This window comes from Streptomyces sp. NPDC003300, from assembly GCF_040610915.1.
Taxonomy (GTDB): domain Bacteria; phylum Actinomycetota; class Actinomycetes; order Streptomycetales; family Streptomycetaceae; genus Actinacidiphila.
Genome location: NZ_JBEXNE010000009.1, coordinates 270,032 through 291,588, shown reverse-complemented (window position 1 = coordinate 291,588; position 21,557 = coordinate 270,032). Strand labels below are relative to the sequence as shown.

The window sequence follows — 21,557 nt, the reverse complement described above, 5'->3', positions numbered from 1 at the left end:
AGATCTTGATGTCCCGGAAACCGTGCTCCTCGAACAGCGACGCCTCCCACAGCGCGGACTCCACCAGCGCCTCAGGCGTCGCCTTCCCGTACTTCTTCAGCAGCCGCGCGTCCAGCGACCCCGCGTTCACACCGATCCGGATCGGCGTCCCCGCGTCCGAAGCCGCCCGCGCGATCTCCTTGACCTTGTCGTCGAACTGCTTGATGTTCCCCGGATTCACCCGAACCGCCGCACACCCGGCATCGATCGCCGCGAACACGTACTTCGGCTGAAAATGAATGTCCGCGATCACCGGAATCTGCGACTTCTTCGCGATCGTCGCCAACGCGTCGGCGTCATCCTGCGTCGGACACGCCACCCGCACGATCTGACAGCCCGAAGCCGTCAGCTCCGCGATCTGCTGAAGAGTGGCACCGATGTCAGAGGTACGGGTCGTCGTCATCGACTGGACGGAAACAGGCGCGTCCCCGCCCACCGGGACCGACCCGACCTGGATACGACGCGAAACACGACGCGTCGCCAGAGGCCGGGCCGGCAGGGAGGGCAGGCCGAGCGCGACCGGCTCGACTGCTGTCATCGTCAGGTCACTTCGCCCTGTTGGAGGCGACCGTCTCACGGGCGGCGCGGATGGACTCCTTCAGGGAGCCCATGGTGGCCATGACGGCCGTGGGCTCGTAACCGCAGTGCGCCATGCAGTTGTCGCACCGGTCGTCCTTGCCCCGGCCGTACTTGTCCCAGTCCGTCTCGTCCAGGAGCTTCTGGTACGTGGCCACGTACCCGTCGGCCATCAGGTAGCAGGGGCGCTGCCAGCCGAAGAGCGAGTAGTTGGGGATCGCCCACGCGGTGCAGGGGAAGTCCGCCTTGCCCTCCAGGAAGTCCAGGAAGAGCGGGCTGTGGTTGAGCCGCCACTTGCGCCGGTTGCCGTCGTCGAACGCCTTCTTGAACAGCTCACGGGTCTGCGTCACGCCCAGGAAGTGGTCCTGGTCGGGCGCCTTCTCGTAGGCGTACGCGGGAGACAGCATCATCTCCTCGACCTTCAGATCGTCATTGAGGTAGTTCATCACCTCGATGATCGTCTGCGGCGTGTCGGTGTTGAAGAAAGTCGAGTTCGTGGTGACCCGGAAACCGCGGCGCTGGGCTTCCTTGATCGCGGCCACGGCCTCGTCGAAGGTGCCTTCCTTGGCCACGGACTCGTCGTGCCGCTCGCGCATACCGTCAATGTGAACGGTAAAGGCAAAGTAAGGAGAAGGTGTGAACTTCTCGATTTTCTTGCGCAGCAGAAGGGCATTGGTGCAGAGGAAGACGTACTTCTTCTTCGCGACGAGTTGCCGGACGATCTCGTCGATCTGGGGGTGCATCAGCGGCTCACCACCCGCGATGGACACCATCGGCGCGCCCGACTCCAGCACCGCACCGACGGCCTGGGCCACCGGCATGCGCTGCTTCAGCACGTTGGCGGGGTGCTGGATCTTGCCGCAGCCCTCACATTTGAGGTTGCAGGCGAAGAGCGGTTCGAGCTCGACGATGAGCGGGAACTTTTCGCGGCGCCTGACCATTTTCTGTTCGAAGAGGTACGACGCGACACGGATGGTCTGACGGAGCGGCATAGCCATCTAGCTCACCTCCAGGGGAGCACGGTAGTGCGGTGCCAATCAAGAAAGGCAGGAACAAGATCTCTGAGCACCCGGAATGCGATGATCCCGGTGCGAAGCGTTCCGACACGTACGAGTTCGAACTCGGGCGTGTCGACGACGACTCGGGCCGCCGCGATGTGGCGCGCGCCTTCGGCGAGCGCGGCGCGTCGCATCGCGGCCGATTCCATGTCCACGGCGATGGCACCGGTCGCCGCCAGTGCGGTGCGCTCGGCGCCCCGCACGACATGGTCGGATTCTGCGAGGGGGCCGGTGTGCACGGTGTGACCGGCCGCCTTGAGCGCGGCGGCGAGCGCCTCGCTCTCGTGGCCGTCCTCGGCGACCACGACGTCACCGGGGCGCATGCCGGGCGCGAGCCCGGCACAGAAGCCCGTGGTGAGGACGGCCGAGCCGCGCAGCTCCGGTTGGTGCAGGGCCTCACGGACCACCCGGTCGGCGGCCGTGGGTCCCATGCCGGTCCTGAGCACGGTGACCCTTTCGGCGGCGTTCCGGGCCGCTCCCCTGCGCAGCGCGACCTTCTCGATGCGCAGGGCGCACACCACCAGCAGCGGCGGTCCTGTATGGCCCACGAACTAGGCCCCCTTTCCAGCGGCGGTTCCGGTGGTGACGGCCGGGGCACCCGCGGTACCGAACGGCTCGTCGCGTACGTATCGCCCGAGGGCGGTCAGCGGGAAGACCATGCGGTAGAGGTGGTAGTTGATCGAGAAGTCGCGGGGGAAGCCCGTACCGGTGAAGTACGGCTCGTCCCACGACCCGTCGGGGAGCTGGGTGTCGGTCAGCCAGCGCACCCCGCGCGCGACCGCGTCACCGTCCCGTTCGCCCGCCGCCAGCAGCGCCATCAGGGCCCACGCGGTCTGCGAGGCGGTGGAGGCACCGCGGCCCACCCATTCCCGGTCGGAGTAGGAGCGCAGGTCCTCGCCCCAGCCACCGTCGTTGTTCTGCACCGATTCCAGCCAGCTCACCGCCTTGCGGATCGCCGGGTGGCTCGACGGCAGACCGGCCGAGGCCAGCGCGGGGACGGCGGACCCCGTGCCGTAGATGTAATTGACCCCCCAACGGCCGAACCAGGCGCCGTTGTCCTCCTGTTCCGCCAGCAGCCACTCGATGCCGCGGCGGGCGTGCTCGTCGTGCTCGAGACCGAGCGCGGCGAGCATCTCCACCACGTGCGCCGTGACGTCGGCCGACGGCGGGTCGATGACCTCGCCGAAGTCGCAGAAGGGCAGCCGGTTCGGGAACCGGCTCGTGTTGTCGGCGTCGAAGGCGCCCCACGCGCCGTTCCGCGACTGCATCCCGACGTTCCAGCGCACGGCCTTCTCCACCGCGGAGTCGACGCGCGCCCGGTCCGGGTGGTCGATCCTGCGCAGGGCGAGGACGACCTCGGCGGTGTCGTCGATGTCGGGGTAGATGTCGTTGTGGAATTCGAACGCCCAGCCGCCCGGGGCGAGCTGGGGCCGCTGCACGGACCAGTCACCCGGCCGGGTGATCTGCTCGCCGAGCATCCATTCGGCCGACTTGACCAGCGCCGGGTCGTCCGCGGGAACGCCCGCGTCGGCGAGCGCGATGGCCGCGAGGCAGGTGTCCCAGACCGGGGACTGGCACGCCTCGATCATCCGGACGCCCTCTTCCGGCCATACGGCGAAACGATCCAGCGAGTCGAGACCGGCCTTGACCACCGGGTGGTCGAGCTCGTAGCCCAGCAGGTGCAGGGCGATCACGGAGTAGACGGCGGGTGGCTGGATTCCTCCCCAGCAGCCGTCGGCCTCCTGACGCTCGATGATCCAGCGGGCACAGGCGTGCATGGCGCTGCGCCGCACCATGCGCGGGCTGAAGCGGCGGTAGACGTGCAGCACCTGGTCGAGCCGCTCGAAGACGCCGTCCCAGGTCCTGATGGAGGCTCTGCGCCGCTTGGGGTTGGGCTGTTTGGGGTTGATGTGCAGCTCGTCGATGCCGAACGGCGCCGGGCGGACCGGGCGGTGGGCTCCGACGACGGTGAGCGGCACGATGGTCTGCCGCGCCCAGCAGCCGAACGAGTAGATGTTCAGCGGCATCCACTTGGGCAGGTAGATGATCTCGGGCGGCAGTTCCGGGAGGTCGTCCCAGCTCCACCAGCCGAACAGGGCCAGCCAGATGCGGGTGAAGACCCGGCTGGCCGCCACTCCCCCTTCGCCGCGCGACCACTTGGCGGCGAGTGCCATGTGCGCCTCGTCCGGGGAGTCCCCGGCGAGTCGCAGCGCGACATACGCCTCGATGGTGGCCGACACGTCGCCCGGCCCGCCGTGAAAGGTGGGCCAGGCGCCGTCCTCACGCTGCTGCGAGCGGATCCACCGGGCGGAGGCCGCGGTGGTCTGCTCGTCCTGGATACCCAGGAACTGTCGGAGCAACAGATCCTCGGCGTCCATCGTCACGTTCGTTTCGAGGTCGCCCTTCCACCATCCGTCGGGGTGCTGCCGTGCCAGAAGGTGGTCTGCGGCGCGCTGCACGGCACGCTGCGCCGCCGCCTCGGTGCCGTCGGCTGGAACAGGGTCCGGCTCCGAGGTGCTGCTGGCCGAAGGTGTCCGGTGGGTTGGCGTCCCTGGACTGCCATCGGTCGTCGCTGTCATGGCTTCCCCTTTGCAGTTGAGACTATCTGCGGTGTTGGGGCGGCCGTCGGCCGTCACATAAGAGGGACCGGCGACGTTAGCGCTCCACGTTTCGTTCTGTCGTTCTCTTTATTTCTCGCGGACCACCACAAAATCCGCGAGACCAACGAGCTTACGTTGAATTTGTTCCGGCATGTCCATTTTGTCCAGCGCGGCGATGGCGGTCGCGTACTGCCTCCTGGCCTCCTGGGAGGTCCACTCACGTCCACCGGCCTCTTCGATCAACGCCGCGCGCATAGCGAACTCTTCCTCGCTGAAGGCACCGGTTTCAGGATTCTTCGCGTCCGCCGCGAGCAGTTCACCCAGGCGCTCCGACGCGGACCCTCCCGCGGCGAGCGCGGCGACCACGGGAAGCGACTTCTTGCGCTGCCGCAGGTCGCTCCAGGTCTGCTTGCCGGTGGCCGCGGGGTCGCCCCAGATGCCCAGCAGGTCGTCCACCGCCTGGAAGGCGAGCCCCAGGTGGTAGCCGTACTCCTCCAGCGCGTCGGCGTCGGACTCCGAGGCCCCGCCGAGCACCGCGCCGATGGAGGACGCGCAGGCCAGCAGCGCGCCGGTCTTGTTGCCCTCCATCTCCAGGCACTCCTGGACGGTGACCCGCTCGCGGTGCTCGAAGGAGATGTCCTGCGCCTGACCGTCGATCAGTTTGCGGGTGGCGGTGGTCAGCCGGCGGGTGGCCCGGCCGGCGTCGACCGTGCCCTGTTCCAGCAGCAGCTCGTTGGCGAGCGCGAAGAGCGCGTCGCCGACCAGGATCGCCTGGGCGGGACCGTGCACCTTCCACACCGTGTCGCGGTGCCGTCGCTGCTCGTCGCCGTCCATCAGGTCGTCGTGCAGCAGCGAGAAGTTGTGCACCAGCTCCACGGCGACGGCGCCGGGTACGCCCGTCTCGGCCGAGGCGCCCGCGGCCTCCGCGGACAGCAGGGCCAGCGCCGGGCGTACGGCCTTGCCGCCGTCGCCGTCCGCGGGGCGGCCCGCCTCGTCGATCCAGCCGAAGTGGTAGGCGGCGACGGTGTCCATCGGGGGTGCGAGGCGGGCCACGGCCGCGCGCAGTACGGGTGTGGTCAGGATGCGGCCGTTTTCCAGCAGTTCGATGACGCCGGTGGCGGTCACGTTCTCTCCTCTGGTTGCACCAATAGCACTCATGCCGCCTCCAGGACGCCGTTGTCGAATGGCATCCCGAGCGCGGACAACGCTTCTCGGGAGGCGTGCAGGCCGCTGCGCACCGCGCTCTCCATGGTCGCGGGCCAGCCGGTGGCCGTCCACGACCCGGCCAGGTAGAGGCCGGGGGCGCGGGTCACCGGACCGGGCCGCAAGCTCCCGACACCCGGAGTGGGCGCGAAGGTCGCGGTGCGTTCCCGGGTGACGAAGAAGTCGCGGACGCCCGCGCCGCGGGCCGCGGGCAGCAGCCGTTCCAGCTCGGGCAGGTAGCGGGCGCGCAACTCGGCCACGGGGAGGTCGATCTCGTCCTCCACCGCCGACTGGGACACGGCCACGTACTGACCGCCGCCGGTGAGCCCGGAACTGACGGTGCGGTCGAAGACCCACTGGACGGGGCTGCCGAGTGCCGCGAAGAACGGCTGTCGGAGCACCTGTCTGTTGTAGATCACATGCATATTGAGGATCGGAGCGGTACCGATGCGCAAGAGCTTTTCCGGATCTTCGAGCGATCCGGCGGGCAGCAGGCCGTGCGCCTCGCGCTGCGGGACCGCCAACACCACGATGTCCGCGTCGAGTTGCTCGCCGCGTCCCGGTCCGGTCTCGATCGAGACGTGCCAGCCGCCGTCCGCCGCCTCTTTGATGCCGGTGGTACGGGAGCGCAGCATGGTGCGTACGCCCGCGGTGTCCAGCGCGGCGCGGGCCCGGCCGTCGTGCAGGTCGCCCAGCGGCGCCGAGGCCCAGCCGATGTCGGCGGCCCCCGGGTCGGAGAGCAGTCCGGTCTTGAAGACCTTCGCGGCCAGGCCCAACGAGGCGTCGGCCGACCGCGCGTTGAGCGTGGCCACACCGACCAGGTCCCACAGCGCCTCGATGGTGCGCGCCGACTGCCCGCGCGCACTGAGCCAGCTCGCGAAGTCCGTACGGTCCAGGGCCGGGTCGTCCAGGTCGAGGCGGCCCAGCGCGAGCGCGGCGCGGCCCACCGAGGCCCGCTCACGCGGACTCAGATGCGGGTAGCGGACCAGGCTCGCGGCCAGGTGCAGGGGCACCGGCAGCGCGGTCCTGGACAGCCGCCCCAGCCGGAGCGTGTCGGCCTCCAGCACCGGTACGTCCAGCCGGTCCTGAAGGGTCACCAGGTCGCGGGCCGCGATCCGGTCGATGAACCACTGGTAGGCGTCGCAGCAGCGCAGAAAGACGTGCTGGCCGTTGTCGACGGTCAACTCGCCGCGCTTGAAGGAGAAGGCGAGGCCGCCGAGCCGGGGTCTGGCCTCGGCGAGGGTCACGCGCACCCCGGCGTCGGCCAGCGCGAGCGCGGCCGTCGTACCGGCGAGTCCGCCGCCGACCACGACGGCGGTGCGCATGCCGCCGCCGTCGGTGGTGATCCGCTCATGCGCGGTCATGCGTCCTCCCCCCTTCGGCCCCGCCGTGTCCAGCACGGCGAACCGTTGCTGGCAGTGACGCCGTACGTGTCCCGGTGGTTGCCTCGTCGTGCGCGTACCGTGCCCCGTGCCGTGCGCGCGGACCCGCGCCGTCGCGGGACGGTCTCACGCGTCACCTCGTGGGGAGCGGGCGGTACGGCGGGCGTCGAGCCCCGCGAGGCCGCGGACGGCGACGTACGCCTTCTGCCGTCCGGGCAGTGACACCCGGCCGCGCAGGACGGCCTCGGGGTCGGCGGCGATCCGGTCGAGCAGCCTGCGGTAGATCCCGGCCATGGCCGAGACGCAGGCGCCGCTGCGCCGGTCGAGCATGGGGAGCAGCCGGTATCCGGTGGCGAACAGGGCGCGGGCGCGCCGTACTTCGAATTCCACCAGGCCGGGGAAGTCGGAGCCGGGCGGCGCGGTATCGCTGTGGAAACCGGCCGCGCAGCCGAACTTGGCGAGATCCTCGGCGGGCAGGTACGTCCGTCCGTTCGCGGCGTCCTCGCGGACGTCCCGGAGGATGTTGGTGAGTTGTAGGGCGAGGCCGAGCGTGTCGGCATATTCTGCGGCACGCGCATGATCGTGCCCATTCGCGGTGCCGAACACGCCAAGCGAGAGCCGTCCGATCGCGCCGGCCACGCAACGGCAGTACACGGCGAGGTCGTCCCAGGTCTCGTACGTCTCGCCGCGGACGTCCATCAGGACGCCGTCGATGAGTTCGTCGAGCCCTTCGAGCGGCAGCGGGAAGCGGCGCGCGGAATCGGCGAGCGCGACCGCGACCGGGTCGGTGTCGTCCTCCGCGACCTCTCCCGCGCGGACGCGGGTGAGCAGCGCGCGGGTGCCGTCGAGCCGCTCGGCCTTCTCCCGCGGCGGCAGTTCACCGTCGCCGATGTCGTCGACCCGGCGGGAGAACGCGTACAGCGCGGACATCGCCTGCCGTTTGGGGGCGGGCAGCAGGCGGATGCCGTACGCGAAGTTGCGGGCCTCGTGGCCGGTCACAGCCTCGCAGTAGCGGTAGGCCGCGAGCACGGGACCGGACGTGTGGGCGGAACCGTTCACGGTCCGGCTCACCCCTCTCTTCGCAATGTCGACCCCACCTCGCGCAGCAGGCTGGGCTTGGTGGCTTTCGGCGATACCGCCAGTACGTCGTACCCCGCCGCTTCGACCGCCTTCAGCGCGGCACGGCCGCCGCCGACGAATCCGGCGAGCAGCAGCCTGAGCCTGCCACGGACGCTGCCCACCAGGGGGGTACCTTCATCCAACAAGTATCCGGCGCGTTCCGCCTCGTGCGCGACCAGGGCGCGCACCTGTGCGCCGGCCGTCGCGGCGGCGAGATCGGCCTCCTCGACCGAGAAACGCTTCATGTCCTCGGCGGGCAGATAGATCCGGTCGCGGCCGAGGTCCTCGGCCACGTCCTGGAGATGCTCCACGATCTGGAGCGCGGTGCAGACCGCGTCCGAGCGCCGGACGCGCTCGGGCGTCGAGGTGCCGGTGATGGACAGCACCAGCCGGCCGACCGGATTGGCGGACAATTCGCAGTACGCCAGCAGGTCGTCGTAGGTCGCGTACCGCCGCACCTGCTGGTCCTGCCGGTTGGCGGCGATCAGACCGAGGAAGGGCTCGGGGCTGAGGTGGTGGCGGCGGACGGTGGGCTGGAGCGCGAGCAGCAGCGGATGCCGGGGAGTGCCGTCGAACACGCGGTTGAGGTCGGCCTCGAAGGCGTCCAGCATCGCGAGCCGGTCGTCGGCGGAGTCGGCGGACAGTCCGAGTCGCAGCGCGTCCTCCCGGCCGCCCCCCGCCAGGTCGCCGTCGCCGATGTCGTCCACCAGCCGGGCGAATCCGTAGACCGCCATCAGGTCCCGGCGCCAGGCACGCGGCAGGAACACCGGTGCCACGGGGAAGTTCTCGCGCGCGGCCTTGTCCAGGACGGCCCGGGACTCGGCGTCCCCGGTCACCATGCTCTTCCCGGCACACAGGCGGCGAGCGTGCCCCGGAGCAGGATGGTCCCGATCATCATGGCCGCCACACCCCCCGTTCTACACCGCCCAGCAGATACTTCCCATTTCGGACACGCCGCACCGGGTGTTGCACCCGGGTGTCGGTCAGCGGTTTCGATCATCTCCAGGCTCCCAGCACCGGTACAGCTTACGACCGGTGATGCTGCGGCGTACGCCGGGGGCGTGACACGTGGTGGGATTGACATACAAGGTCCCCGCCGGATCGTCCGACGGGGACCTCGTACGCCTGCGAGCAGGCAGGGAACGCTACTTGCCGGTGTGCTCCTCGTACGCCTTGAGCACGTCGTCGGTCAGACCGTCCATCAACAGCTCGCCCTTCTCCAGCCACACCACGCGGTCGCACGTGTCGCGGATGGAGTTGTTGTTGTGGCTGACGAGGAAGACCGTGCCCGCTTCCTTGCGCAGTTCCCTGATCCGGGCCTCGGACCGGCGCTGGAACGCGCGGTCGCCGGTGGCCAGCGCCTCGTCGATCATCAGCACGTCGTGGTTCTTGGCCGCCGCGATCGAGAACCGCAGGCGCGCCGCCATGCCGGAGGAGTACGTCCGCATCGGCAGTGAGATGAAGTCGCCCTTCTCGTTGATGCCCGAGAAGTCGACGATCCCCTGGTAGCGGCGGCGCACCTCGTCCTGCGTCATGCCCATGGCCAGACCGCCCAGGATGACGTTGCGCTCACCCGTGAGGTCGTTCATCAGCGCCGCGTTGACGCCCAGCAGCGACGGCTGGCCGTCGGTGTAGATCTTCCCGCGCTCCGGCGGCAGCAGACCCGCGATGGCGCGCAGGATCGTCGACTTGCCGGAGCCGTTGGAACCGATGATGCCGATCGCCTCACCGCGGTACGAGGTGAAGCTGACGCCCTTGACCGCGTGCACCCGGCGGACGTTCGGCGAGCCCTTGCGGGAGATCAGCCGGCCCAGGGCGGCGGTCGCGCTGCCCTTGCCGGTGCCCGCGCCGTGCACCGTGTAGACGATGTGCACGTCGTCCACTATCACGGTGGGAACGCGGCTGTCGGAGGGCTGCTGTGCCCTCTCGACGCTCTGCTGCTCAGCCACGGCCATATTGCTCCTCCGCCTTCCAGAAGTAGACGTAGCCGCCGACGCCCACCAGCACGGCCCAGCCGACCGCGGACGCCCACACGTGCGGCGGCAACTGGGAGGAGGTCACGCTGTCGATGAGCGCGAAGCGCATCAGATCGATGTAGACCGCGGCCGGGTTGATGTCGAGCAGGATGCGTACGAAGTGCGGCGCGTCGCTGGTCAGCTTCTCGATGCTGTACATGACGCCGGACATGTACATCCAGGTGCGCAGGATGAACGGCATGAGCTGCGCCAGGTCCGTCATCTTGCTGCCCAGCCGCGCCACGATCAGCGCCAGGCCGGTGTTGAAGACCCACTGCGTGATCAGCGCGGGGAACATCAGCAGCCAGGAGGCGTTCGGCACCTCACCGGTCATCAGCACGATCGCCAGCAGGACGAACATCGACATGATGAGCTGCTGGAGCTGCATCAGCGTGAAGGCGATCGGCATCGAGGCGCGCGGGAAGTGCAGCGCCCTGATCAGACCGAGGTTGCCGGACACCGCGCGCACGCCGCTGAGTACCGAGGACTGCGTGAAGGTGAAGATGAAGATGCCGGTGACCAGGAAGGCGATGAAGTTGTCGATGCCTTTGCTGGTGCCGATCAGCAGACCGAAGATCAGGTAGTACACCGCCGCGTTCAGCAGGGGCGTCATCACCTGCCAGAGCTGGCCGAGGCGGGCCTGGGTGTACTGCGCCTGGGTGCGCGCCTTGGCGAACTCGTTGATGAAATGTCGACGGCCCCAGAGCTGCCGCGTGTACTCCACCAGGCCAGGCCGGGCGCCACTGACGGACAAGCCGTACTTGGCCGCTACCTGGGCGGGGCTGAGGCCGTCATCGGCCGTGGGTGCCGGGGGGACACCGACGGCGACCGCACCATTGTGCGTTGTCTCGCTCACAGTTGACACTTTCGTCCTCAAGGTGCGCGCCGGGGCAGGGGAATCCCGGGCTGCGCCTGATGCTCTCAGGTCCGAGCTTGTCAGATGATCGGGGGTCGGCCTAGCCGGGTCAACCTCCAGACGGTCCGCCAGCGCATCGGCCGCCGTTGGCCGCAGGGGGTTGTCCATCCCTCACGGAATCCGCCGAGCCACGCTCGCAGCGCCGGCCCGGACGGCCGGCGCACCAGCGTCAGCGCGAACCAGACGCCGAGGTACGCCGGGACCAGCGGCCAGGGCAGATTGCGCCGGGCCAGCCACACCCGGTTACGGGCCACCAACCGGTGGTACACCGCGTGCCGGGCGGGCGAGGTCGCCGGGTGGAACAGCACCATGTCATGCCGATAGTCGATCAGCCAACCCGCGTCAAGAGCGCGCCAGGCCAGATCTGTCTCCTCGTGCGCGTAGAAGAATTCGGCGGGCAGCGGACCGACCTGCTGGATGACGCGGCTGCGCACGGCGCACGCGCCGCCCAGGAAGGTGGTGACCCGCGAGTCCCGCATCGGGTCGGCGGCGCGCAGCCGGGGGACGTGCCTGCGCTGCGTCTGCCCGGTCTCGGGGTCGGCGATCCGGAAGCTGATGATGCCCAGCTCGGGGTCGGCCTCGAAGGCCCGCCTGACCAGCTCCGCGGTGTCGTCGCCCGGCAGCAGCCCGTCGTCGTCCAGGAAGAGGACGACGTCCACTTCCTCGGCGCCGGGGCCGAACATCTCGATGCCGACGTTGCGCCCGCCGGGGATGCCCAGGTTCTCGGGCAGCTCCGCGGTGCGCACCTCGGCGGGCAGCGGCGGCAGCGGTGACCCGTTGCCGACCACGGCGACCGTCACCGGCGGGCCCTGCTGCTTGGCGACCGAGTCCAGCAGGTCGTTCAGCTCCGCGGGGCGGTTGCCCATGGTGATGATGACCGCGCCGACGCGCAGCGGCGTCCCCTGCGTGCTCACTTCAGCCTGCTGGAGGCGAGGACGGAGACCAGGTGCAGCAGGGTCTGGAGCAGCGCGATGCCCGCCAGCACGGCGACGCCGAGCCGGGTGAAGAACAGGTCGCCGCGCGCCTGGTCCACGATCGCGAGCAGCAGGATGAGCAGGGACGCCTCGACGCCCAGCACGAGGCGGTGCCACTTCAGCGCGGCGGCGGCCTTGCGGGCCAGCGCCACTCCGGAGGAGCGCGGCTCGGACGCCGCCTCCTTGACCGGCGGGAGCCCGCCCTGGTGCCGGGCGACCCCGACGAGGTCGGTCTCGGCCTTGATCAGCACCGCGCCGAGCGCGGCGAGGGTGCCGAGGAACGCCCACAGCCAGTCGATCCGGCCGCTGCCCCACAGGTCGGCGGCGCGCAGCCCGAAGCCGACCAGGACGGCGGCGTCGCACAGGTAGGCGCCGACGCGGTCGAGGTAGACGCCGGACAGCGAGAACTGCTGCTTCCAGCGGGCGATCTCCCCGTCCACGCAGTCCAGCAGCAGGTAGAGCTGCACCATCAGCACGCCGAGGACGGCGCCCGCGATCCCGGGCACCAGCAGCGCCGGGGCGGCGAGGACGCCGAAGACGGTCATGAGGTACGTCAACTGGTTGGGCGTGACGCGGGTGGGCGCGAGGTGCCGGTCTATGCGCAGCGACAGCTCACGCATGTAGAGCCGGCCGGCCCAGTGTTCGCCGCTGCGGCGGTCCTTGACCCCCGGGGGGTGAACGACCGGGCGCAGTTCAGCTACTGATGGCTTTGACATAGTCGGCGTATGCGTCCCTGATCTCGGTGGCGGAGAGGTCCAGGTGTTCCAGGATCGTGAAGCGGCCGGGGCGGGTCTGCGGCGCGTAGCGCACCGCTTCGACGAACTCCGGTTCCGTGAAGCCGATCTCCTCGGGGAGAACGGGCAGTCCGTGGCGGCGCAGGGTCTCGGCGATGAGGCCCGACTCCTCGCGCGCGCCGCGCAGGTGCATCGCGAAGGCGGCGCCGATGCCGACCTGCTCGCCGTGGGCGGCGGCCCGCTGCGGGTGGAGCAGGTCGAAGGCGTGGCTGATCTCGTGGCACGCACCGGACGACGGGCGGGTGTCACCGCTGATCGACATGGCGATACCGGTCAGCACCAGGCCCTCGGAGAGCGTGACCAGGAAGTCGTCGTCGCCGATGCCGCCGGGGTGCCGCAGCACGGACTCGCCGGCGCTCCTGGCCATCGCCGCGGCCAGGCCGTCGATCGGCTCGCTGTTCTCGCGGTGCGACAGCTCCCAGTCCGCGAGCGCGGAGAGGTTGGAGATCGCGTCGCCGATGCCGGCCCTGACGTAGCGGGCGGGCGCCTCGCGGATCACGTCGAGGTCGATGACCAGCGCGATCGGCGTCGGGACACCGTAGGAGCCGCGCCCGTTGTCGTTGTCCAGGGTGGCGACCGGTGAGCACAGGCCGTCGTGCGAGAGGTTGGTGGCGACCGCGACCATGGGAAGGCCCACCCGCGCGGCGGCGTATTTGGTGACGTCGATGATCTTGCCGCCGCCGAGGCCGATGACCGCGTCGTAGCGCTTGCCGCGCATGGAGTCGGCGAGCTTCACGGCCGCGTCGATGGTGCCGCCGTGCACCGGGTACCAGTCCGCGCCGGGCAGCTCGGGGGCCAGCCGGTCGCGCAGCTTGAGCCCGGAGCCCTCGCTGACGGCGAAGGCGAGCTTGCCGGAGGTGGAGATCCGCTGATCGGCCAGGAGTACGGCCAGGTCGGCGATCGCGCCGCCCCTGATGTCGACGACGACCGGGGAGGGGATGAGCCTGGTCAGTACTGGCACGCAATCACCCGCCCCTTGGCGAGGTCGTCGTTGTTGTCGATCTCGACCCAGGCGACGTCACCGATCGGGGCGACGTCGATGGTGAAGCCGCGGTTGACCAGCTCCTGGTAGCCGTCCTCGTAGTACAGGTCGGGGTCGCGCTCGAAGGTGGTCTTCAGCGCGTCGGCCAGCTCGGCCGCCGCCTCGCCCTCGATGAGGGTGACGCCGATGTACTCACCGGTGGCCTCGGCCGGGTCCATCAGCTTGGTGATCCGCCGCACTCCCCTGCCGGGCTCGGCGACGACCTTCATCTCCTCGTCGGCGAGGTGCTTGACGGTGTCCAGGGCCAGCACGATCCGCTTGCCGCCGCCGCGCGCGGCCAGCAGGGTCTTCTCCACCGACACCGGGTGCACGGTGTCGCCGTTGGCCAGAATCACCCCGTGCCTGAGGACGTCGCGCGCGCACCACAGGGAGTAGGCGTTGTTCCACTCCTCGGCCTTGTCGTTGTCGATCAGGGTGAGGGTGAGGCCGTACTTCTCCTCCAGCGCCGTTTTGCGCGCGTAGACCGCTTCCTTGCGGTAGCCGACGACGACGGCGACCTCGGTCAGGCCGATCTCCGCGAAGTTGGACAGGGTGAGGTCCAGGACGGTCAGGCTGTCCGCAGCCCCTTCGGGACCGACGACCGGCACCAGTGCCTTGGGCAGGGTGTCGGTGTGGGGGCGCAGGCGTCTTCCGGCGCCGGCCGCCAGCACGAGGCCGATCATGCGGGTTCTCCTGTTTCGTCGTGTACAGCGGGAGCCCCTGCGGACACCCAGAAGCGGACGCTCTCGGTGAGGACCAGCAGCGCGAGCGCCGCGGCGAGCACCGTCAGCGCGACCGTGAAGCCTGTGTGGTGTGCGACGGCGGCCAGGAGGGCGACCACCAGGGTGCGGCCCTCGTGTCCGCCGGCCGCCCGTACCAGGGCCCGCGGCGGCGCCCCGGTGCCGCCGCGGATGCGGTACACCGTGTCGTAGTGATGGTAGGCGACCGCGGCCACCAGACCGAAAGCGGCGGGCAACGCCCCGTTTACCCCGGAGACGGCCGCGAGGGCCAGCACCGTGCCGTACTCACCGGCCCTGAAGATCGGCGGGACCAGCCAGTCCAGGGCCCCCTTGAGCGGCCGGGAGACGGCGAAGGACGAGGTCAGGACGTAGACCACGGCCACCAGCGGCGGCCACCAGCTGCCCCGGGAGGAGAGCGCGGCGGTGGCGGTGACCGCGGCGGCGCCGAGCAGGGCGACCGCGGGCGCCGCGAAGGACGGCATACGACCGGCGAGCGGGCGCAGGATCCGGGCCCCGGCCTCGGCGAGCGGCCCGCTGTCGGCGAGGTCGGCGAGCGCCTGGGCGGCCCGGTCGGTGCGCTGGGCCTTGCGGGTGAGTGAGCGCAGGACGCGGCCCGCGGTGGTGTAGCAGGCGGCGAGGCCGCAGCCGACCAGCAGGACGACGAAGGTGACGCGCGGGGTGGTGACCGCGGTGAGCACGGCTATCAGCGCCCAGCGCTCGCCGATCGGCAGCACGATCATCCGCCGTACCCACACCGTCCAGCCGACGCTGTCGAGCCTGCCGGACAGCGCGGCGGTGGGGCTGGTGTTGGCGGTGGCGTCGTGGTTGGCCTCGTTGAAGGCGAAGTCGACGACATGGCGGCAGGTCTGGAGGACCATCGCGCCGAGCGCGAGCGCCCATACGTCGTGGCCGCCGCGGGCGGCGCCGAGCGCGAGGCCCGCGTAGTAGGCGTACTCCTTGGCCCGGTCGAAGGTGGCGTCGAGCCAGGCGCCGAGCGTGGAGTACTGGAGGGAGTAGCGGGCGAGCTGGCCGTCGGTGCAGTCCAGGACGAACGAGGCGAGCAGCAGGACGCCCGCCGCGACGTATCCGGTCCGGGTGCCGGTGGCCGCGCAGCCCGCGGCGATCAGCGCGACCAGCAGCGACGCGGTGGTGACCTGGTTCGGGGTGAGGCCGCGGCGGGCGCACCAGCGGGCCAGGTAGCGCGAGTACGGGCTGATGCAGTGGGTGGTGAAGAAGCCGTCGCGGGACTTCACCGCGCTGCGCAGCCGTACCGCCTCCTCGTCCACGGCGGCGACGGCCTCGGCCGTCGCGGCGCGCTCGGCGGCGTCGGCGGGGACGGCCGCGACCAGGACGCCCAGCTCGGGGCGGTGCGGGGCGGCGCCCTGCGCGTCGAGGGCGGCGGCCAGCGCGTCGGGGACGACGGCGGCCGAGGTGGCCGCGCGGGCGGCGGGGGCGGTGTCGCCGTCGGCGGCGGACAGCAGGGTGCCGCCGGGGGCCGATACGGACGAGGCCGGTACGGAGGGAGCGGTCTGCGACGGGACGGTGGCGCCGCCCTGCGCGGTCAGCCCGGTGACGGCGGCGGTGAGCGCCTGGCGGCCTGCGGCCTTCGCGGACACGGCGCCAGGAATCGCGGCGGTGTCGAAGCGCGGGTCGGTCAGGGCCAGGCGCAGCGCGTGCCGGTGGCCGACGAAGCGGCGGTCGACGACGGCGACCCGGTCGGCGGCGGGCACCTGGGCGAGCCGCGCGGCGACGGCGACGGGCGTGTCCGCCTCGACCACCTGGAATCCCAGCGCCCGCAGGTCGTCCGCGAGCGGCGACGCTGATCCCGCGGCGGGCGGGCCGGTGAGAATGGCGGTCGACAGAGGAACTCACTCCCTGGATGCGTGCGAAGGGCTTGCCTGTAAGGGCCGCGGTCGGCAAGTCCGGGCCAGGCACGACGGCAGAGGCTATCGGATCCACGTCCGCCACCGTTCACCGCCCGTTCGCCTGAACTTGGCGTGCCCGGCGTGATCATCATCGTTGATCACGGGCGCCCGGACAAACGACGGACGCGCTCACCCGTACGAGTGAGGCGGGCGGTGTTCCCCGCGCCCCTTCTGCGCGCCTCATCACCGCAGGTCACCGCACATGACAACGGTCTCCAGTACCGGCTTGCCCACGGTGGGTAACCGGTGTTGACTGACCGCCGCACACCGGATGGCACGGCGGTCCGACGAGAGGGGGACGCGGCCATGGGGTCAGGCCACGCGCACGGCCACGGCGAAGGTCGCACGCGCAGCGGCGGCCAGGAGCGCGGCGGCGAGCGGAAGGACGGCGACGATCGGAAGGACGGCGACGGCGGCCGGAAGAGGGGCCACGGTCACGACCACAGCCACGGTCTGCGGCCGGGCGCCGACGGCACGGCCGGTTCCGCGTACCGCGGCCGGCTGCGGATCGCGCTCGGCATCACGCTCTTCGTGCTCGCGGTCGAGGTGGTCGGCAGCGCGGTCACCGACTCCCTCGCGCTGCTCGCCGACGCCGGTCACATGGCGACCGACGCGGCCGGTATCGCGATGGCGCTGCTCGCCATCCACATCGCCAACCGCCCCGCCAGCGAGCGCCGCACCTTCGGCTTCGCGCGCGCCGAGATCCTGGCGGCGGTCCTCAACGCGGTGCTGCTCTTCGGCGTCGGCGCGTTCATCTTCTACGAGGGCGTACGGCGGCTGATCAGCCCGCAGCACATCGACGCGGGCGGCACCGTCGTCTTCGGCGCGATCGGTCTGGTCGCGAACTCCGTGTCACTCGTTGTGCTGATGCGCGGGCAGCGCGAGAGCCTCAATGTGCGGGGCGCTTTCCTCGAGGTGATGGCGGACGCGCTCGGGTCGCTCGCGGTGATCGTGGCGGCCGTGGTGTTCATGACCACCGGCTGGCGGCAGGCCGACCCGGTGGCGTCACTGCTGATCGGTCTGATGATCGTGCCGCGCACGTGGAAGCTGCTGCGCGAGGCCGTCGACGTCCTGCTGGAGGCCGCGCCCAAGGGCGTTGACATGGGCGATGTCCGCAGCCACATCGAGGGGCTGCCCGGTGTGGAGGGCCTGCACGATCTGCATGTGTGGACGATCACCTCGGGGATGCCGGTGCTGTCAGCGCACGTGGTGGTCAGCCAGGAGGTCCTGGAGGCGGTCGGCTACGAGAAGATGCTGCACGACCTTCAGGGCTGCCTCGGCACGCATTTCGATGTGGAGCACTGCACCTTCCAGTTGGAGCCGGTCGGGCACGCGGAGCACGAGGCGCGGCTCTGCCACTGAGCGGCACGCGAAGTGAGGCAGACTGAGGGCCTGTCGTCGAAAGCGAAGGATGGACATGCCCACCAGTCCTGCCACCGGCCGACCCGGCTCCCCCACCGCCGTACCGTCGCCCAATGGTGTTGCCGCGCAGACCCTGGCAGATGCCGAGCAGACCCCGGCGGGTCAAGCCGTGGCGGAACCGATCCTGCTCGAACTCGTCGACGAGGACGGCCGGACCATCGGCACCGCGGAGAAGCTGTCCGCGCACCAGGCACCCGGACGCCTGCACCGCGCCTTCTCGGTGTTCCTCTTCGACGGCGAGGGCCGGCTGCTGTTGCAGCGCCGCGCGCTGGGCAAGTACCACTCCCCCGGTGTCTGGTCCAACACCTGCTGCGGGCACCCGTACCCCGGTGAGCAGCCGTTCGTGGCCGCGGCCCGGCGCACCGCCGAGGAGCTGGGCGCGGCGCCGGTGCTGATGCGCGAGGCGGGCACGGTCCGCTACAACCACCCGGACCCGGCCTCCGGTCTGGTGGAGCAGGAGTACAACCACCTGTTCGTCGGGCTGATCGGCGACGCGCTGCGGCCGGACCCCGAGGAGATCGACGACACGGCGTTCGTGGGCCCGCAGGAGCTGGCGCGACTGCGCGCGGACGGACCCTTCTCGGCGTGGTTCCAGACGGTGCTCGACGCGGCGCTGCCGACCGTGCGCGAGGTCACCGGCGGTACGGCGGGCTGGTAATCCCCGTCAGGCGGGGCCCCGTCCGGCACCGGGCAGGACGGGCAGGGCAGCGCGGGACAGGCACGCAGGTCAGCGCAGGACGGGCCGCGGCTTCAGAGGGCGGTGGTCCGCAGCGGGAGCGCCGCCCAGATCACCTTGCCGCCGGTCTCGGTCTGCGCGATGTCGCACTGGCCGCCCGCCTCCGCGGTGATCGTCTTCACCAGCAGCAGCCCGCGCCCGCCGGTCTGCCCGTGGTCGGCCTCCAGCGCCCTGGGGCGGTACGGGTGGTTGTCCTCGACGGCGATCCTGATCCAGTCGGCGCCGACCGCGACCTCGACGGTGATCTCGGGCGACAGCACGGCCGCGTGCTTCACCGCGTTGGTGACCAGCTCCGAGACGATGACCAGCAGTCCGTACAGCAGGTCCTCGTCGATCGGCACCCCCTGGTCGGCGACGAGGGCGCGCACCCCGCGCCGCACCTGGGGCACGGACGAGTCGAGAGCCGGGGCGGTGAACCGCCACACCCCCTCGTACGGTCTCGGAGCCGGAGCCTGATCGGGCGGGACGCTCCCGCGCACCTCCATGACCGCACCCACCGTCGCTTTCGCGTGACGTGTCCCCGCGGCCCCTGCCGACAACCCCGGCAGCTTCCGCCTCACAGGTCGAGTGTCCGTAACGGCGGGAGCCGAACAGGCAGGAAACCGTAAGTCCGCACCTTTCAGTAATTTTTGACCGGAAACGATCGCCGACTTCGTTTTTTCGATCGATTCGCGGCAGTCTTCGGACGCTTCCCGAACTCTTCGACCGAGATCATCTGCACGTGCACCGGCGTACCGGTGCGTCCTGGCACGGCGTACCGGTGCCTCCCGGCGCGGGCGCCGTGCGCCCCCGGCCGGCCGCGCGCCGGTCGATAGGATCTGTCGGCACCGGCCAGCGCATGTCGCCCCCGTGAAGGAGCACGCATGTCCACCTCCGGCCCTGGGCTGCTCGTCAGCGCCGCGGACGGCACCGCGACCGTGACGATCAGCAATCCGGCCCGGCGCAACGCGATGACGACGGCCATGTGGCAGTCGCTGCCGGGACTCCTCCACGACCTCGCGGTCGATCCCGCCGTCCGCGTGCTGGTCCTCACCGGCGCGGGCGACACCTTCTGCGCGGGCGCCGACATCACCGACCTCGCCGACCCCGTCTCGTCGAGCGGCGCGCAGTCCGCCGCCATGGCCGCGGAGGAGGCGCTGGCCGCCTTCCCCAAGCCGACGATCGCGGCCGTACGCGGCTACTGCGTGGGCGGCGGCTGCCAGCTCGCCGTCGCCTGCGACCTGCGCTTCGCCGCGCGGGGCGCCCGCTTCGGGATCACGCCCGCGCGCCTGGGCATCGTCTACGGCGCCGCCTCCACCCGGCGCCTGGTGCGGCTCGCGGGGCCCGGTACCGCCAAACACCTGCTGTTCTCGGCCGAGCTGATCGACGACGAGCGGGCGCTGCGCACCGGCCTGGTGGACGAGGTGCTGCCGGAGGACGAGCTGGACAAGCGGGTCACGGAGTTCGCCGGGGTGCTGCGGTCGCGCTCGCAGCTCACCCAGGCCGCCGCGAAGGAGTTCACCGCGACGGCGGACGCGTCGGACGACGCGGCCCGCGCCGCCCACTGGGCCCGGCAGGCCGCCCTCAGCGGCGACACCGCCGAGGGCGTCGCCGCCTTCCTCGAACGCCGCGAGCCGCGCTTCACCTGGACCCCGGCAGCGGACTGAAGCAATTGCGCGGCCGACCGAGCGGAGGAACGAAGTCGATGGCACGGCTCACGACGGCCGAGGTCCGCCGCTGGCGCGCCCGCTCCCAGGGCCTGACCGAGGACGGAAGCGACGCCGCGGGCGGCAGCGCGGGCGAAAGCGATGGCAGCGGCAGCGGCAGCGGCAGCGGCAGCGGCAGCGGCAGCGGCAGCGATCGTACGGTGGCGGACGCCGTCCGGCTCTCGGCCGGTCTCCAGGCGCAGGACGCGAAGGCGTGCCGCCTCCAGGTCAGGGCGCGGACCGGCGGCACCCACGGCGCGCCGACCGCGGCCGACGTGGACACGGCGTGCGGCGCGGACCGCCGCGCCGTCGTCCGCACCTGGCTGATGCGCGGCACCCTGCACGCGGTGGCGGCCGAGGACGTGCGCTGGCTGACCGCGCTGCTCGGCCCGCGCGCGGCCGACGCGTACCGCGGGCGCCGCGCCCGGCTGGGCCTCGACGAGGAGCTGTGCGAGCGGGCGCTGCCCGCCCTGGAGCGGGTGCTGGCCGACCGGCCGCCCGTACCGCGCGCCGAACTGGTCGACCTGCTCGCGGCGGAGGGGGTGGCCGTGGACCCGGGCGGCCAGGCCCCGGCGCACCTCGTACTCTTCGCGGCGGCCAGGGGCGTGCTGTGCCGCGGCCCCGAGGCGGCGGGCGACGTGTCCACGTATGTCCTGCGTGAGCGGTGGCTGAAAGACGTCCCCGACGACGGCCCGACCGGCGACGACGCGCTGGCCGAACTGGCCGTCCGGCACGCCACCGCCTACGGCCCCGCGTCGGTCGCCGACTTCGCGCGCTGGTCCGGGCTGCCCCTGGGCCAGGCCAGGCGCGGCCACCGCGCGGCGACGGACCGGCTCGCGCAGGTCGCGGGCCCAGACGGCGAGCCGTTGTGGGCGGCGGCCGGCACGGCGCCGCCTCCGGCGCGGCCCGCGGACCGGCCGCAGGTACGGCTGACCGGGCACTTCGACCCGTATCTGCTCGGCTACCAGGACCGCGACGCCCTGCTCGACCCGGCCTTCGCGACCCGTATCGCCACGGGCGGCGGCATGCTCATGCCCTGCGTGCTGCGCGACGGCGCGGTGGTCGCCACCTGGCGCCACACCTGGCAGGGCCGCCGCCTCACGCTCCGCGTCGAGCCGCTGACCGGCCCCCTCCCCGCCCCGGTCGCCGCCGGCATCACGGCCGAGGTCGCCGACATCGGCCGCTTCCTGGGCACCGAGGCCGCGTGGGAGTGGGCGCGGGGACTGTAGGCGTCCCCATAACCGGCCCGGCTGAACGCCCAGCGCATACGGGTCGCACCGGCACGCGGTCCGCGCCGGAGTGGGCGCGGGGGTTGCAGGCGTCGCCCTCAGGGCTCAGTGCCTACGGGTCAC

20 protein-coding genes are annotated in these 21,557 nt (G+C 71.3%); 4 read left to right on the top strand and 16 right to left on the bottom strand.

Annotated features, from left to right (window positions below; all coding sequences use genetic code 11):
• The 15 genes from ABZX65_RS16700 to ABZX65_RS16630 all read right to left on the bottom strand — a co-directional run.
• A partial coding sequence (locus ABZX65_RS16700) for a flavodoxin-dependent (E)-4-hydroxy-3-methylbut-2-enyl-diphosphate synthase (protein ID WP_355339475.1) occupies positions 1 to 577 on the bottom strand: 577 nt, incomplete at its 3' end.
• A 7-nt stretch (positions 578 to 584) separates the two neighbouring features.
• Positions 585 to 1,613 carry an adenosyl-hopene transferase HpnH gene (gene hpnH / locus ABZX65_RS16695; RefSeq protein ID WP_355339472.1) on the bottom strand — a complete coding sequence of 343 codons (1,029 nt, stop codon included), beginning with the start codon at positions 1,611 to 1,613 and terminating at the stop codon, positions 585 to 587.
• Positions 1,614 to 1,618: 5 nt separating this feature from the next.
• Positions 1,619 to 2,221, bottom strand: coding sequence for a 1-hydroxy-2-methyl-2-butenyl 4-diphosphate reductase (locus ABZX65_RS16690; protein WP_355339469.1), 603 nt, complete (start codon positions 2,219 to 2,221; stop codon positions 1,619 to 1,621).
• A gap of 3 nt (positions 2,222 to 2,224) precedes the next feature.
• Complete coding sequence (gene shc / locus ABZX65_RS16685) at positions 2,225 to 4,252, bottom strand: squalene--hopene cyclase (RefSeq protein WP_355339466.1); 2,028 nt, start codon at positions 4,250 to 4,252, stop codon at positions 2,225 to 2,227.
• Between the two features lie 108 nt (positions 4,253 to 4,360).
• On the bottom strand, positions 4,361 to 5,431 hold the full coding sequence (locus ABZX65_RS16680; RefSeq protein WP_188282688.1) for a polyprenyl synthetase family protein: 1,071 nt from the start codon (positions 5,429 to 5,431) through the stop codon (positions 4,361 to 4,363).
• A complete protein-coding gene (gene hpnE, locus ABZX65_RS16675; RefSeq protein ID WP_355339463.1) occupies positions 5,428 to 6,840 on the bottom strand; it encodes a hydroxysqualene dehydroxylase HpnE in 1,413 nt (470 codons plus the stop codon). Before hpnE ends, ABZX65_RS16680 begins: the two co-directional genes overlap by 4 nt.
• Positions 6,841 to 6,984: 144 nt before the next feature.
• The gene (gene hpnD, locus ABZX65_RS16670; protein ID WP_355339460.1) at positions 6,985 to 7,929 is read right to left on the bottom strand and encodes a presqualene diphosphate synthase HpnD; all 945 of its coding nucleotides are present in this window, start codon (positions 7,927 to 7,929) and stop codon (positions 6,985 to 6,987) included.
• Positions 7,926 to 8,816, bottom strand: coding sequence for a squalene synthase HpnC (gene hpnC / locus ABZX65_RS16665; RefSeq protein WP_355339457.1), 891 nt, complete (start codon positions 8,814 to 8,816; stop codon positions 7,926 to 7,928). Before hpnC ends, hpnD begins: the two co-directional genes overlap by 4 nt.
• A gap of 306 nt (positions 8,817 to 9,122) precedes the next feature.
• Positions 9,123 to 9,932 carry an ABC transporter ATP-binding protein gene (locus tag ABZX65_RS16660; protein WP_355339454.1) on the bottom strand — a complete coding sequence of 270 codons (810 nt, stop codon included), beginning with the start codon at positions 9,930 to 9,932 and terminating at the stop codon, positions 9,123 to 9,125.
• Positions 9,919 to 10,848 (bottom strand): ABC transporter permease, encoded by a 930-nt coding sequence (locus ABZX65_RS16655; protein WP_355339451.1) that lies wholly within the window; start codon positions 10,846 to 10,848, stop codon positions 9,919 to 9,921. The genes ABZX65_RS16660 and ABZX65_RS16655 overlap by 14 nt, the downstream gene beginning before the upstream one ends.
• An 80-nt stretch (positions 10,849 to 10,928) precedes the next feature.
• Entirely contained in the window at positions 10,929 to 11,774 is an 846-nt protein-coding gene (locus ABZX65_RS16650) for a glycosyltransferase (RefSeq protein WP_355339541.1), read from the bottom strand.
• A gap of 44 nt (positions 11,775 to 11,818) precedes the next feature.
• Complete coding sequence (locus ABZX65_RS16645) at positions 11,819 to 12,598, bottom strand: CDP-alcohol phosphatidyltransferase family protein (protein WP_188282694.1); 780 nt, start codon at positions 12,596 to 12,598, stop codon at positions 11,819 to 11,821.
• A complete protein-coding gene (locus tag ABZX65_RS16640) occupies positions 12,576 to 13,637 on the bottom strand; it encodes an iron-containing alcohol dehydrogenase family protein (RefSeq protein WP_355339448.1) in 1,062 nt (353 codons plus the stop codon). Before ABZX65_RS16640 ends, ABZX65_RS16645 begins: the two co-directional genes overlap by 23 nt.
• Positions 13,625 to 14,380: a phosphocholine cytidylyltransferase family protein gene (locus ABZX65_RS16635; RefSeq protein ID WP_355339445.1), complete on the bottom strand. Its 756-nt coding sequence runs from the start codon at positions 14,378 to 14,380 to the stop codon at positions 13,625 to 13,627. The genes ABZX65_RS16640 and ABZX65_RS16635 overlap by 13 nt, the downstream gene beginning before the upstream one ends.
• Entirely contained in the window at positions 14,377 to 16,299 is a 1,923-nt protein-coding gene (locus tag ABZX65_RS16630) for a DUF5941 domain-containing protein (RefSeq protein WP_355339538.1), read from the bottom strand. The genes ABZX65_RS16635 and ABZX65_RS16630 overlap by 4 nt, the downstream gene beginning before the upstream one ends.
• Positions 16,300 to 16,668: 369 nt before the next feature.
• Here ABZX65_RS16630 and ABZX65_RS16625 point away from each other — a divergent pair, with 369 nt between their 5' ends.
• Together ABZX65_RS16625 and idi are read left to right on the top strand one after the other, a co-directional pair.
• The gene (locus tag ABZX65_RS16625; RefSeq protein WP_355339444.1) at positions 16,669 to 17,724 is read left to right on the top strand and encodes a cation diffusion facilitator family transporter; all 1,056 of its coding nucleotides are present in this window, start codon (positions 16,669 to 16,671) and stop codon (positions 17,722 to 17,724) included.
• 55 nt (positions 17,725 to 17,779) lie between these two features.
• Entirely contained in the window at positions 17,780 to 18,442 is a 663-nt protein-coding gene (gene idi, locus ABZX65_RS16620) for an isopentenyl-diphosphate Delta-isomerase (RefSeq protein ID WP_355339441.1), read from the top strand.
• Between the two features lie 92 nt (positions 18,443 to 18,534).
• On the opposite strand, the gene ABZX65_RS16615 is transcribed toward idi, so the two are convergent.
• Entirely contained in the window at positions 18,535 to 19,005 is a 471-nt protein-coding gene (locus ABZX65_RS16615; protein ID WP_355339439.1) for an ATP-binding protein, read from the bottom strand.
• Between the two features lie 378 nt (positions 19,006 to 19,383).
• Between ABZX65_RS16615 and ABZX65_RS16610 the strand changes: the two genes are divergently transcribed.
• On the top strand, positions 19,384 to 20,166 hold the full coding sequence (locus tag ABZX65_RS16610; protein WP_355339437.1) for an enoyl-CoA hydratase/isomerase family protein: 783 nt from the start codon (positions 19,384 to 19,386) through the stop codon (positions 20,164 to 20,166).
• 38 nt (positions 20,167 to 20,204) lie between these two features.
• Positions 20,205 to 21,434 (top strand): winged helix DNA-binding domain-containing protein, encoded by a 1,230-nt coding sequence (locus ABZX65_RS16605; protein WP_355339435.1) that lies wholly within the window; start codon positions 20,205 to 20,207, stop codon positions 21,432 to 21,434.
• The last annotated feature ends 123 nt before the right edge of the window (positions 21,435 to 21,557 follow it).